At 60.0% G+C, this 12,450-nt stretch carries 10 protein-coding genes and 2 pseudogenes; 6 read left to right on the top strand and 6 right to left on the bottom strand.

The annotated features are described in order from the left end of the window. Positions 1-133: 133 nt before the first annotated feature. A pseudogene (locus tag ACYZTR_RS00725) lies at positions 134-232 on the bottom strand (FAD-dependent oxidoreductase); the annotation flags it as partial. A 213-nt stretch (positions 233-445) separates the two neighbouring features. Here ACYZTR_RS00725 and hflK (ACYZTR_RS00720) point away from each other — a divergent pair. The 5 genes from hflK (ACYZTR_RS00720) (at position 446) to cfaB (ending at position 7,802) form a co-directional block, all read left to right on the top strand. Continuing rightward, positions 446-2,404, top strand: coding sequence for a protease modulator HflK (hflK, locus tag ACYZTR_RS00720; RefSeq protein WP_461979913.1), 1,959 nt, complete (start codon positions 446-448; stop codon positions 2,402-2,404). Next, positions 2,401-3,435 (top strand): protease modulator HflC, encoded by a 1,035-nt coding sequence (gene hflC / locus ACYZTR_RS00715; protein ID WP_461975625.1) that lies wholly within the window; start codon positions 2,401-2,403, stop codon positions 3,433-3,435. The genes hflK (ACYZTR_RS00720) and hflC overlap by 4 nt, the downstream gene beginning before the upstream one ends. Beyond that, a complete protein-coding gene (hflK, locus tag ACYZTR_RS00710) occupies positions 3,432-4,490 on the top strand; it encodes a protease modulator HflK (RefSeq protein WP_461975623.1) in 1,059 nt (352 codons plus the stop codon). The genes hflC and hflK (ACYZTR_RS00710) overlap by 4 nt, the downstream gene beginning before the upstream one ends. Next, entirely contained in the window at positions 4,487-6,397 is a 1,911-nt protein-coding gene (locus ACYZTR_RS00705; RefSeq protein WP_461975621.1) for a heavy metal translocating P-type ATPase, read from the top strand. Before hflK (ACYZTR_RS00710) ends, ACYZTR_RS00705 begins: the two co-directional genes overlap by 4 nt. 220 nt (positions 6,398-6,617) lie before the next feature. Next, on the top strand, positions 6,618-7,802 hold the full coding sequence (cfaB, locus tag ACYZTR_RS00700) for a C17 cyclopropane fatty acid synthase CfaB (RefSeq protein WP_461975619.1): 1,185 nt from the start codon (positions 6,618-6,620) through the stop codon (positions 7,800-7,802). Positions 7,803-7,805: 3 nt separating this feature from the next. Here the strand turns inward: cfaB and cls are convergent, their stop codons facing one another. Next, on the bottom strand, positions 7,806-9,245 hold the full coding sequence (cls, locus tag ACYZTR_RS00695) for a cardiolipin synthase (RefSeq protein WP_461975617.1): 1,440 nt from the start codon (positions 9,243-9,245) through the stop codon (positions 7,806-7,808). Positions 9,246-9,376: 131 nt separating this feature from the next. On the opposite strand from cls, the gene ACYZTR_RS00690 reads away from it, so the two are divergent. After that, positions 9,377-9,898 (top strand): DUF3617 domain-containing protein, encoded by a 522-nt coding sequence (locus ACYZTR_RS00690; RefSeq protein WP_461975615.1) that lies wholly within the window; start codon positions 9,377-9,379, stop codon positions 9,896-9,898. Between the two features lie 24 nt (positions 9,899-9,922). Here the strand turns inward: ACYZTR_RS00690 and ACYZTR_RS00685 are convergent, their stop codons facing one another. The 4 genes and pseudogenes from ACYZTR_RS00685 to ACYZTR_RS00670 all read right to left on the bottom strand — a co-directional run bounded on the left by ACYZTR_RS00685 (position 9,923) and on the right by ACYZTR_RS00670 (position 12,448). Beyond that, complete coding sequence (locus ACYZTR_RS00685) at positions 9,923-10,804, bottom strand: His/Gly/Thr/Pro-type tRNA ligase C-terminal domain-containing protein (RefSeq protein WP_461975613.1); 882 nt, start codon at positions 10,802-10,804, stop codon at positions 9,923-9,925. Between the two features lie 17 nt (positions 10,805-10,821). After that, positions 10,822-10,935, bottom strand: a pseudogene (locus ACYZTR_RS00680) (hypothetical protein); the annotation flags it as partial. An 80-nt stretch (positions 10,936-11,015) separates the two neighbouring features. Then, on the bottom strand, positions 11,016-11,576 hold the full coding sequence (locus ACYZTR_RS00675; protein ID WP_461975611.1) for a gamma carbonic anhydrase family protein: 561 nt from the start codon (positions 11,574-11,576) through the stop codon (positions 11,016-11,018). Beyond that, positions 11,573-12,448, bottom strand: coding sequence for a metal ABC transporter substrate-binding protein (locus ACYZTR_RS00670; RefSeq protein WP_461975609.1), 876 nt, complete (start codon positions 12,446-12,448; stop codon positions 11,573-11,575). Before ACYZTR_RS00670 ends, ACYZTR_RS00675 begins: the two co-directional genes overlap by 4 nt. Between the last annotated feature and the right edge of the window lie 2 nt (positions 12,449-12,450).

The following is a 12,450-nucleotide window of genomic DNA, read 5'->3' as shown; positions in this document are numbered from 1 at the left end:
CCAGCCACCGCCAATCTCCAGGCTTACATCTGCGTCGCCATTCCCTCCACATTCATCGCCGCCTGGCGCAAGGCCTCGGAGCGGGTCAGGTGTGGATGGCGGGTCAGGGCTATGTCTTCGGCAAAGGCGCTGCTTCTACGCAAACCGCTCTCAGGCCCAACTGTCCGGCGCGGATCGCCGCGTTATAACCGCCGGGGCCTGCGCCCAGAATCATGACGTCAAAGGTGCTCATGGTTGTACTCCTGGAGTAAAAGGGGATCGGAGGATAAACGTAGTGTCTGGGTAAAATTACGAACGTAATGTGCGTTCCGCGGTATTTCGGTCAAGGCTTCAGCCAAGCGACAGGTTGCGCGCCTTCAGAGTGCGCATTTATGAACGGAAATTTCACGGCTTTCGTTATATCGTAACGAATTGCGATATGAGCAACGATAAACACTGGGGTGGTATGCAAGTCGATCTCGATGTCGATGAGACGCAAGTAGCCGGTCTGCCGCGATTTCAGCAAGCGGTTTTTCAAGGGCGACGATTGCGTCAGCTCGCCATCGGTCTGGGCGCGCTTGCGTCGACCGGTTGGCTACTGGCGTTTTTTGTCGGGCTGTTTGCGCCGCAGTCGCTCTGGCCTGCGTGGCTGGTTAATCAAAGCGCCGGTTTGCTGGTGCTGGTCGCTGGTTTGCAATCGGCCTGGTGGGGGACGCAGTGGCGTGCGCGGGCGATGAACCCCGTGGTGCAGGTGCTCGTTGCAGACGAAGTCGTCGCCCCGGTTGGCGGGTACGAACGTCTGCTCGATCGGATCAGTCAGCGATGGTTGCGAATGCTGGTGCAGATTGGCCCGCCGACACTGTGGCTTGGCGGCTGGTCGCTGTTGACGTTATTGAGCATCGAGCAAGTCTGGAACCTGGCACTGCCGCCGACCGCGCTGGGAGTGTCGGCCAGTGTCGGTGCGGCGCTATCGTTGTTGCTAGCCTTCGGTTTGTTGGTGCTGGAACGTCAACTGGCCCAGGAAAACACCGCCCAATGGCCCGAAGCGGGGTCGTTGGCGCAGCTGACACGGGTGGCGATCATTTGCCTGGTGGTCGGCGCTTTGTGCCTGTTGTTGGGGAGCGAAACCTCGGTCTGGCCGGCGCGTCTTGCGGTACTGATCGGCCTGCTGCCGGGGCTCGTCGCCGCCGAACTACTGTTGCGCGCCATGCTGTCGTTGTTCAGTCCGCAGCGCGAACAACTCGAACCTGCCTTGTTGGCGCGAAGCTTCGTCGCCGACATGCTGCGCTGGCCGCCGCAACCTTTGCTGGCATTGCAGCACGAATTGCACAACCGCTTCGGCATCGACCTGCGGCAGATCTGGGCCTTCACCTACATGCGTCGGGCATTGTTGCCGGTGCTGGTCGTGGTCTCGATTGTGGGTTGGTCGCTGACCGGTATTCACGAAATACCGCTGCAAGGGCGGGGCATCTATGAGCGTTTCGGCAGACCGGTGGAAGTGTTCGGTCCCGGTTTGCACGCGGGTTTACCCTGGCCTCTGGGCCGAGTGTTGAGCGTCGAGAACGGTGTGGTCCACGAGTTGGCCACCAGTGTTGGCGAAACACCGGCGCCGGTCGTGGCCGAACCCGCCGAAGGTCCGGCGCCCGCCATTGCCAATCGCTTGTGGGACGCCAGCCATGTGAACGACAAATCCCAGGTCATTGCCAGCAGCCGAGCCGACAAACAAAGCTTTCAGATCGTCAACATGGACGTGCGTTTCGTCTATCGCATTGGCCTGAGCGACCAAGCGGCGTTGGCCGCGACCTACAACAACGCCGACGTCCCGACGCTGATCCGCAGCACGGCCAGCCGGATTCTGGTTCATGACTTCGCTTCGCGAACCCTCGATGGGTTGCTTGGCGAGGACAGGGTAGGGCTCGCCGAAGAGATTGGCCGGGCGGTGCAGGCTGACTTGCAGAAACTCGACAGTGGCGTGGAAATTCTCGCCACGGTGGTCGAGGCAATTCATCCGCCGGCCGGTGCCGCCAATGCCTATCACGGTGTGCAGGCTGCGCAGATTGGCGCCCAGGCATTGATTTCCCGCGAGCGCGGTGCGGCGGCGGAGGCCACCAATCAGGCGCAACTGCAGGCCAGCATCGCTCGCGATCAAGCGACGGCCAGCGCTCGTGAAATCAACGCCACCGCCCAAGCGGCGGACCTGAGATTCGGCGCCGAGCAAAAGGCTTACGCCAGCGCCGGCCAGGCCTTCGTGCTGGAGCAGTACTTCAGCCAACTGTCCCAGGGCTTGGCCAATGCCAAGTTGCTGGTGCTCGATCATCGTCTGGGCGACAGCATTAACGCGCCGACCATCGACCTCCGTACATTCACGCTGCCGGCTGACCCCGCGCCGCCGCGTAAGACCGCTCAGCCAGGAGCTGCCAATTGAGCCAGTCGCACACTCACGATCACGATGACCACACTGGCCACGATCACGGCCATGGTGGGCATCACCACGGACACCACCACCACGGTGATCCACAAGAAGCGGGCCCGTTCCCGTGGCGGCGAATGGGCTGGGCGGCGTTGCTGGTGGCGTTCGCCATCGCGGCAGCGAGCCTGGTGCAAGTGCGTTCAGGGGAGGCCACGGTGATCACGCGTTTCGGTAATCCTTCGCGGGTATTGCTGGAGCCGGGTCTTGGCTGGCGTTGGCCTGCTCCTTTTGAAGCGGCGATTCCAGTGGATCTACGACTGCGCACCACGTCCAGCGGTTTGCAGGACGTGGGTACGCGGGATGGTTTGCGCATCATCGTTCAGGCTTACGTGGCTTGGCAGGTTCAGGGCGATCCGGACAACGTGCAACGCTTCATGCGTGCCGTACAGAATCAGCCGGTCGAGGCGGCGCGGCAGATTCGCACGTTTGTTGGCTCCGCTCTGGAAACCACGGCCAGCAGCTTTGATCTGGCTAACCTGGTGAACACCGACGCCAACCAAGTTCACATCGCTGATTTTGAAGCGCAACTGCGTCAGCAAATCGATCAGCAGTTGCTCACGACTTACGGTGTGCGGGTGCTGCAAGTTGGCATTGAGCGTCTGACCTTACCGTCGATAACCCTCACCGCTACGGTCGATCGCATGCGCGCCGAGCGTGAAACAATCGCCACCGAACGCACGGCCATCGGCAAGCGTGAAGCGGCGCAAATCCGTTCCGCTGCCGAGCGTGACGCACGAATCTTGCAGGCCGACGCCACGGTAAAAGCGGCGGACATCGAAGCACAATCGCGCGTCGAAGCCGCGCAAATTTACGGCCGCGCCTATGCCGGTTCGCCGCAGCTCTACAACCTGCTGCGCTCCCTCGACACGTTGGGCACGATCGTCACGCCCGGCACAAAGTTGATTCTGCGTACCGACGCTGCGCCGTTCCGGGTGTTGGTTGACGGCCCGCCGACCCTCGATAACAAGTCCGGGTCGCAGCCATGAAATTAGTTCCACGTGGAACAAATGAGTTAAGCAGTCCCTGGATTCAGGCGGGGCGATTGGCTTTTTTGGCGCTTTACGCCGTTACCGTGCTCGCCGCTTTGGCGTGGGCGGTTTCCAATGTGCGGCAGATCGATCCGCAAAATCGCGCTGTGGTTTTGCACTTCGGCGCGTTGGATCGAATTCAGAGTGCTGGCCTTTTATTGGCTTGGCCCCGTCCGTTTGAGCAGGTGATGTTGTTGCCCGCGGCGGATCGGGTGATCGAGCGTCGGGTGGAAAACCTGCTGCGCACCGATGCCGCGTTGCAGGCAGACCGAGTGGCGAGTTTCGCCACACCGATCAGTGATGCACTCGCCGGCTCCGGTTACTTGCTCACCGGTGACGCGGGCGTAGTGCAACTGGATGTGCGGGTTTTCTACAAAGTTACCGAGCCATATGCCTTCGTCCTTCAAGGCAAACATGTGTTGCCGGCGTTGGATCGATTGGTCACTCGCAGCGCGGTGGCCCTCACCGCCGCACGCGATCTGGATACTATTCTGGTTGCTCGGCCGGAGCTGATGGGCGCCGATAGCCAGGCTGCCGAACGCCGCGAACGGTTGCGCGGTGATCTGGTGCAAGGCATCAATCAGCGCCTGGCGGAACTGACCGCGTCCGGGCAGGGGATAGGCATAGAAGTGGCGCGGGTCGACGTGCAATCGAGTCTGCCCGGCCCAGCGGTCAACGCCTTCAACGCGGTTCTGACCGCCAGTCAGCAAGCCGACAAAGTCGTGGCCAACGCTCGCACTGAAGCCGAGAAACTGACTCAGACCGCCAACGAACAAGCCGATCGCACGCTGCAAGTCGCCCATGCCCAAGCGAGTGAACGGCTGGCCAAAGCCTCGACGGACACGGCCACCGTGTTGAGTCTGGCCAAGGCGCAGCAACAGGGCACCGACCCCCAGATGCTGCTGCGTATCTACCGCGAGCGGGTGCCGAAGATTCTCGGTCAGGCCGGCTCGGTGACCACGGTCAACCCTAAAGACGATTCCCGCCTGATCATTCAGGGAGCTGCACAATGACGACCCAAACCGCCGCCGCCCCGAGCCTGTTGTCCTCGGCTGAACAACGCAGCGCCGCGCGGCAATTGACGCTGGCCATGCTCGCACTTGGCCTGCTAGCGCTCGGCTTGACCTGGCGCTGGATGTCACCGGAGCAGACTGGCGTCAGTCAATTGCTGCTGGGCTTTGCGTCGTTATTGGTGGCCGTGCCAGTGATGCGTTCAGCCTGGTACAGCCTGCGTTATCCGAGCCTGCATGGGATCACTGATCAATTGATCGCCCTGGCCATGCTGGGGGCGTGGGCCACGGGGGATTTGCTGACCGCGGCGTTGCTGCCGATCATCATGATCTTCGGCCACGTGCTGGAAGAGCGCAGCGTGATCGGCTCCCAGGAGGCGATTCGCGCCCTCGGCAAACTGACTCGCAGCCACGCGCGCAAGGTTCAGGCCGATGGCGCCATCGTCGAAGTCGATAACGGCACACTCAAGGCCGGCGACATCGTCGAGGTGCGCGCGGGTGATCGAGTGCCGGCGGATGGTCGGGTGTTGTCCGGTCAGGCGAGCCTGGACACCGCCTCGATTACCGGCGAATCGGTGCCAATCGAGGCGGACGTCGGTATGCAAGTCTTCGGCGGCGCGATCAACCTCGACGGTCTGCTGCGCATCGAAGTGACCCGCACTGGCAATGAGTCGACCCTCGGCAAAGTCATCGCACTGATGCAAAGCGCCGAGCGTTCCAAGCCACCGATCACGCGTTTGCTGGAACGCTACGCCGGCAGCTACATGGTGCTGGTGTTGCTGCTGGCCGCCGTGACCTGGTTCATCACTAACGATGCCCAGGCAATGCTTGCGGTGTTGGTGGCGGCCTGTCCTTGCGCGCTTGTGTTGTCGGCACCGGCCACGGCGATTGCCGGGGTGGCGGTGGCCGCTCGTCACGGGATTCTGATTCGCAGCTCCGCATTCCTCGAAGAGTTGGCAGACCTGACTTCGCTGGTGGTCGACAAGACCGGGACCCTGACCTTCGGCACCTTGCGTTTGCAATCCATCGACAGTCCTCTTGAGGATCGCGGTCACGTTCTCAAACTTGCCGCCAGCCTCGGCTCCGCTAGCAGTCACCCGGTCAGCCGTGCGCTCGCCGGGTTGGTCACTCAGGAACATTTTCTGCTGCTCTCGGACATCCACGAGCGTCAGGGGCTGGGCGTGGTGGCGATGACGGAGCAGGGCGAGGCGGCGCTCGGTCGTCCGGAGCTGTTCGCGCAATTGGGTATCGCCACTTCGAGTGTCCCCGACCACGATGGCCCGATTGCCGGACTGGCGCTCAACGGTGAATTCCTCGCCTGGCTGTTGCTGGCCGACAGCGTCAAACCCGAGGCTCGATTTGCGTTGAGCGAGCTGCGTGAACTGGGGTTGGGGAGGCAGCTGCTGCTCACGGGTGATCGGCAAAGCGTTGCGCACACACTGGCGCGCGATGTCGGAATCAGCGATGTCGAAGCTCAAGCCTTGCCCGAGGACAAACTCAATCGCGTGCTGAAGGAAATCGGCAGTGGTTTTCGGCCGATGGTGGTAGGCGATGGCATAAACGATTCATTGGCGCTCAAAGCGGGTGTGGTCGGCGTGGCGATGGGGGCGGGCGGGGCAGACATCGCGCTGGCCTCGGCCGACATCGTGTTGATTGGCAGCGATCTGCGACGGCTCGGCACGTGTGTTCGGTTGAGTCGCCAATGTCGGCAGACGTTGCAGGTTAACGTGATCATTGGTTTGTGCTGGACGTTGGCGATTGTAGCCTTCGCTGCATTTGGCTGGCTCGGCGCTGCGGGGGCGATGATTGCTGCATTGCTGCACAACCTCAGCACATTGCTGGTACTCGGTAACGCTGGGCGACTACTTCGGTTTCAGGAGCCATTGCTCAAACTGAAGGATGGGGATTGAGTACGCCTGTTAATGCTCTAAACAGTGATCACGGGCGATTTCTAATTTCAGAACTGTAGGCCGAGTGCGTAGTCATCTAGGTGAGGGCAATCACTTCTGCGAATGCGCGGCGTATGGTTCGAACGCTACGAATCATAGAAACGGTTATTAAATCGATAGCCAGCTATTTTTTCAGGATGGTCTACCCTCACATCAGACGTCTGAAACAAGGGGACTCTCCATGGTCGCGCACCTTCCACCGGCCTTACAGAATCTGCAGTTACCGTTACGCCTGCGACTCTGGGACGGCCATGAATTCAATCTGGGGCCGACACCCAGCGTCACAATTGTGGTCAAGGACCCACAAATGGTTACCCAGTTCGCTCATCCAAGCCTGGACGCGCTCGGAGCGGCGTTTGTCGAAGGCAAACTTGAGCTGGAAGGTTCCATCAGCGAGGTGATTCGCGTCTGTGATGAATGGAGCCAGGCGTTGCTCGGAGACCAGGACAGTCAGCCAGTGCGCACCGCTCACGACAAGGAGACCGACGCCAAGGCGATTTCCTACCACTACGACCTTTCCAACGTGTTTTATCAGCTGTGGCTCGACAGCGACATGGCGTATTCCTGCGCCTATTTCGAGACCGGCAGCGAAACGCTGGAGCAAGCCCAACAGGCCAAATTCCGCCACCTGTGCCGCAAACTGCGGCTGCAACCCGGCGAATACTTGCTGGATGTCGGTTGCGGTTGGGGCGGGCTGGCACGGTATGCCGCCCGGGAGTTTGGCGCGAAAGTGTTCGGGATCACACTCAGTAAAGAGCAACTGGAACTTGCCCGTGAACGCGTGACGGCCGAAGGCCTGGATGATCTGGTGGAACTGCAACTGCTCGACTACCGCGACCTGCCTCAGGACGGTCGCTTCGACAAAGTGGTCAGTGTCGGCATGTTCGAACACGTTGGCCACGCCAATCTGGCCGAGTACTGCAAAACTTTGTTCGGTGCGGTGAAAGAGGGCGGCCTGGTGATGAACCACGGGATCACCGCCAAGCACATCGATGGCCGTCCGGTGGGGCGCGGTTTCGGTGAATTCATCGAGAAGTATGTGTTCCCCAATGGCGAGCTGCCGCATCTGTCGATGATCTCTGCCGAGATCAGCGAGGCAGGGCTGGAGATTGTCGACGTCGAGAGTCTGCGCCTGCACTACGCGCGTACCCTGGACCACTGGAGCGAACGCCTGGAAGACAATCTGGAAGCTGCTTCCCGGCTGGTGCCAGAGCAGGCCTTACGGATCTGGCGGCTGTACCTGGCGGGATGCGCTTACGCGTTCGCCAAGGGCTGGATCAATCTGCACCAGATTCTCGCGGTGAAAGCCCACCCCGATGGTAGCCATGAACTGCCATGGACTCGCGACGATATCTACACCCCGTAGTGCCTAAAGTATCGGTGAAATAAGCCGGGCGATCCGCATGCCGACCTGTTGCAGGCGGTGGGTCTGCCGGCTTTCTTCTTTGGCGATCTCGTGGGCTTGGGCGAAGTCATCATTGAGCATCTGTTCTACTTCGGCGGCAAACGCGCTGTCGACCGTCAACAACATCACTTCAAAATTCAGCCGAAATGAGCGGTTGTCCAGATTGGCACTGCCAATGGCGCTGATTTCGCTGTCGATCAACACCACTTTCTGATGCAGGAATCCAGGCTCGTAGCGGAACACCCGCACGCCGGCGCGCACGGCTTCGAAGGCATAAAGGCTGGAGGCGGCGTAGACGATCCGGTGGTCCGGTCGTGAGGGCAGCAGCAGCCGCACATCTACGCCACGCATAGCCGCCAGCCTTAACGCAGCGAACACGGCTTCGTCGGGGATGAAATAGGGGCTGGTGATCCAGACCCGTTCTGTCGCAGCATGGATCGCTTCGACGAAGAATAACGAACAGGTTTCGTAGGAATCTGCCGGGCCGCTCGCCAGCAATTGGCAGAGCACGCCATCGTCCGGATAAACGTCCGGCAGGATCAGCGGTGGTAACGATCGCGCTGCCCAGAACCAGTCTTCGGCGAAAGACTCTTGCATGCAGGCCACCACCGGCCCGCGTACTTGCACATGGGTATCGCGCCACGGCGCCAGGGGTGGTTTCTCGCCCATGTATTCGTCGCCGACATTGTGTCCACCGACGAAGCCCAATATTCCATCAACCACCACAATCTTGCGGTGGTTGCGGAAGTTGACCTGGAAGCGGTTGAGCCAGCCGCTGCGGGACGCAAAGGCTTTGACCTCGACGCCGGCATCGCGCAACGGCTGCACGTAACTGTGAGGCAGGGAGTGGCTGCCGATGCGGTCGTATAACAAATAAACCGCCACGCCTTCGGCGGCTTTTTTCAGCAACAAGGTTTGCAGGCGTTGGCCGAGGCGATCGTCGTGGATGATGAAAAACTGAATCAGCACCGCTTCCCTCGCGTTGCTGATGGCTTCAAAAATGGCGTCGAAGGTGGCCTGACCGTTAATCAGCAAGCGCACTTCGTTGTTCGCCAAACAGGGCATGCGCCCAAGTTTCGGCATCGCCCTCAAGGACGCGTAAGCATTCGAGGCGCGAGCGGTCAGTGCCTCTTCTACCCAAGGTCGCCAGTTCAGTTCGGAGATAGCCTTGCGCATTTCTTCGTTGGCCTCGCGCCGAGCCTTGATGTAGCCATCGAAGGTGCTACGGCCGAAGACCAGATACGGGATGAGTGTGAGGTAGGGAATAAACAGCAACGACAGGGCCCAGGCGATCGATCCCTGGGCGGTGCGCACGGTGAGCACGGCGTGGATGGCAGCGATCAGGCCCAGCGTGTGTAGCAGTGCAATCGTGTAGCCGAAAATATGCTGTCCAAAGTAATCCATGAGGCAGCCTTGCTCCTGAATATTCAATGCTTAACAGACCATGTTCCGTGCAGAATGTCGCTATTTAATTGGCCCCTGAACCGAAGCCCCTGGCTGACGTCTAACGGCCACTACTGATCAGGAGTTACTCGATGAACGTTCGTCTGCTGGGTTTGGCCATGGCTATAGGTTTGTCACTTCCTGTGGCCGCTCAGGCGCAGATGCTGCAGCCTGGTTTGTGGGAAATGACCACAAGCAACATGAAGGTCGATGACCAGAATCTCCCGGATCTGCAGCTGATCCTTGGTCAGATACAGAGCCAGATGACCCCTCAACAGCGCGCGCAGCTCGAAAAGCAGGGCATCACCATGGGCGGCAAAGGGATTCGGGCTTGTCTGACTCCAGAGCAGGTGAAGACAGACAATATTCCGCTGACCGATCCACAGTCGGGCTGCAAGCAGGAAATCACCGACCGCACCGGGAATCAGTGGAAATTCCGCTTCAGCTGTCCGAAAGCGCAGGGCACCGGTGTCGCCACTTTCCTCAATGATCGTGAGTTCACCACCAAGGTTAACGGCACGTTCAATGCCACCGGCATTCAGCAGAAGGGCAGCCTCGATAGCCGCGCCGTGTGGTTGGGGCAGGATTGCGGGACTGTTAAGCCCAGAGCTTAAAAGCTTCGCGGGCAAGCCATGCTCCTACGGGGTTGTGTAGGAGCGGGCTTGAACCAACCATTCACACATGGCCTCGATCGCCATCCTCCCGAAGTCTTCACCTGTGCGGCTACGCACACTGACAAACCCGCCTGCTTTTTCTTTCTCCCCGATCACCACCAGATACGGCACGTGCTGACTGTGCTCGCGAATCTTTTGGCGGACTTTCTCGTGACGCAGATCCGCGCGGGCGCGCACGCCGCTTCGGCGCAATGCCTCGGTCACCGATTGCGCGTAATCCGCCTGACGTTCGTCCATGTTGACGATGATGACAAGTGGCGGCGTCCGCCAGTTTTCCAGCTCCTGTTGGCAGGGCCAGCACGTACCATAAATCCGCTGCTGCAATGTCCCGCTGATGTGGTCGAGGGAGAACGCTTGCAGCACTCTGGTCGCGGGGACATGCGGGCCAACTGTCGTCGACTCGAAGTTCCCCAAGCGGTACAGCTGCGTCTTCCCTTGACGGCGAATTGAGTGATTGGTCGCCGCCAGAGCCTGCATGCGCGCTTCGATCAGTGGCAGGTCTGTCTGCGTTAGGGATCGCTCGGCAGAAAATTCATAAAAGAACCCGTCACCCAGCGCCGTTCCTGCGTGCAGTTGAACGTGTGGATGTAGTTGTTTGACGGCCATGGCCAGCATCAGTGCACAGGAGCGTCGCAGGATCTCCAGCCCATCGGGCTCTTGAGGTGTGACGATGCTGACACGCGCATCGCCCTCGATCATGAACTCACAGTCCACCAAGACGCCGTTCACCCGACCTGCGACTGCCGCTTTTGCCAGCCCAGGTCCGATACTCGCGGCGAGCTCGTACACCGACAATGGCTGGTCGTATTCACGCAATGAACCATCGCTCAGGGTGATGTGAATCATGTCGGTGCTCTCGAGTGCTAGCACATAAATCGTAGAGGTAAACCCTGACAGTTGTCATTAAGACGTTTGTCGTGCCAGGCAATTTGCCCCGACACAATCGTGGTACTGACGCTGTGGCGAAAACGCTGTCTTCGTCAGCCCAACAGATCACCGTCAAGCTCGTGACCTTCATTCACCAGCCGGGCATTGCGAATCAGCACGCTGCTCATGGTCAGAACTCGTTCTGCAGGGCTTTGTAGCCGCGCACCAGGTCGACGTTGGTACGCGCCACGTCCTCGGAAAACTCCGAGGCGCTGACGCTCACCGGTGGGAACTGCGATAGATCTGTCTGCGGGCCGATGCGGGTGGTGGAGGGCACATAGAAGTCCTCAGGCAAATCGCGACCCTCGACCACCGAGTTGTGTCGCACCACGCAGCCGTCACCGACTGCGCAGTTGAACAGCACGCTGTTGAACCCGATAAACACCCGGTCGCCAACCTTACACGGACCATGAATGATCGAGCGGTGGGCGATCGAGCTGAACTCGCCGATCGTCACTGCCGCTCCGGACTTGGAATGGATCACCACGCCATCCTGGATGTTCGAGTTGGCGCCGATGGTGATCGGCTCCATCTCGCCCGAGGCATCCACCTCGTCGGCCCGAATCACCGCGTAGGGGCCGACGAAGACGTTTTCGCCGATCACCACTTTGCCGCAGATGATTGCGGTTTTATCGACATAGGCGGACTCCGCAATCACTGGCAGATCACCCGAAGGGTTCTTGCGGATCATGGCTGGCTCAACGCGTCGTACAGGGTGTTGAGGTTGTACTCGAACAACCCGACAAAGGTGCTGGCCGGACCGCTAGCCGCGAGGGCATCGGAGTACAACGTGCCACCGATGTGCGCGCCGCTTTCATCGGCAATCTGCTTGAGCAGGCGTGCATCTTTGACGTTTTCCATGAACACCACTTTGACCTTGGCCTGGCGTATCTGGGTGATCAGAGCAGCGACTTCGGCGGCGGACGGTTCGCGTTCAGTGGACAGGCCTTGAGGCGCCATGAAGTCGATGCCATAAGCCTGACCGAGATAACCGAAGGCGTCATGGGACGTTACGATTTTACGATTACCCGGTGGGAGCGAGCTGAGTTTGGCCTTGGCTTCGGCAAGTAGCGCGTAGATCTGTTTCAGGTAGGCCTGACTGTTGTGTTCGTAGTCGGCTTTGTTGATTGGGTCGGCGGCGATCAGTGCCTTGGTGATGTTGCTGATGTACAGCTCAGTGTTCGCCAGGTTGTGCCAGGCGTGTGGGTCAGGAACCGTCTCGCCGTCCTCATCCAGGGAGCGCGGGATGACGCCGTGGCTCGCGCTGATCACTGGCGCTTTGGTCTCGGTGCTGGTGACCAGACGGTCCAGCCATGGCTCGAAACCCAAGCCGTTTTTGATGATCAACTTGGCTTTGAGCAACGCCTTGGCGTCGTCAGGCGTCGGCTCGTAAGTGTGAGCATCGGCGTCCGGGCCGACCATGTTGGTGATCTGGATATGGTCGCCGCCGACTTGATGGGTCATGTCGGCGAGGATACTGAAACTGGTGACTACCTGAAGCTTTTCCGCAGCAGACAGCGACATCGACAGCATCAAGCTGAACAGCACGAGTAAAGCGCGCATCG

Source organism: Pseudomonas sp. Hz4 (assembly GCF_054898165.1).
Note: the sequence above shows the minus strand (reverse complement) of the source record. Positions and strands in the feature narration are given on the sequence as shown.

What these genes read in the sequence shown, in the direction of transcription:
- hflK (WP_461979913.1), top strand. Translation starts at nt 446, where the DNA reads ATGCAAGTCGATCTCGATGTCGATGAGACGCAAGTAGCCGGTCTGCCG.
- cls (WP_461975617.1), bottom strand. Translation starts at nt 9,245, where the DNA reads ATGGATTACTTTGGACAGCATATTTTCGGCTACACGATTGCACTGCTA.
- cfaB (WP_461975619.1), top strand. Translation starts at nt 6,618, where the DNA reads ATGGTCGCGCACCTTCCACCGGCCTTACAGAATCTGCAGTTACCGTTA.
- ACYZTR_RS00690 (WP_461975615.1), top strand. Translation starts at nt 9,377, where the DNA reads ATGAACGTTCGTCTGCTGGGTTTGGCCATGGCTATAGGTTTGTCACTT.
- ACYZTR_RS00670 (WP_461975609.1), bottom strand. Translation starts at nt 12,448, where the DNA reads ATGCGCGCTTTACTCGTGCTGTTCAGCTTGATGCTGTCGATGTCGCTG.
- hflK (WP_461975623.1), top strand. Translation starts at nt 3,432, where the DNA reads ATGAAATTAGTTCCACGTGGAACAAATGAGTTAAGCAGTCCCTGGATT.
- ACYZTR_RS00675 (WP_461975611.1), bottom strand. Translation starts at nt 11,576, where the DNA reads ATGATCCGCAAGAACCCTTCGGGTGATCTGCCAGTGATTGCGGAGTCC.
- ACYZTR_RS00685 (WP_461975613.1), bottom strand. Translation starts at nt 10,804, where the DNA reads ATGATTCACATCACCCTGAGCGATGGTTCATTGCGTGAATACGACCAG.
- ACYZTR_RS00705 (WP_461975621.1), top strand. Translation starts at nt 4,487, where the DNA reads ATGACGACCCAAACCGCCGCCGCCCCGAGCCTGTTGTCCTCGGCTGAA.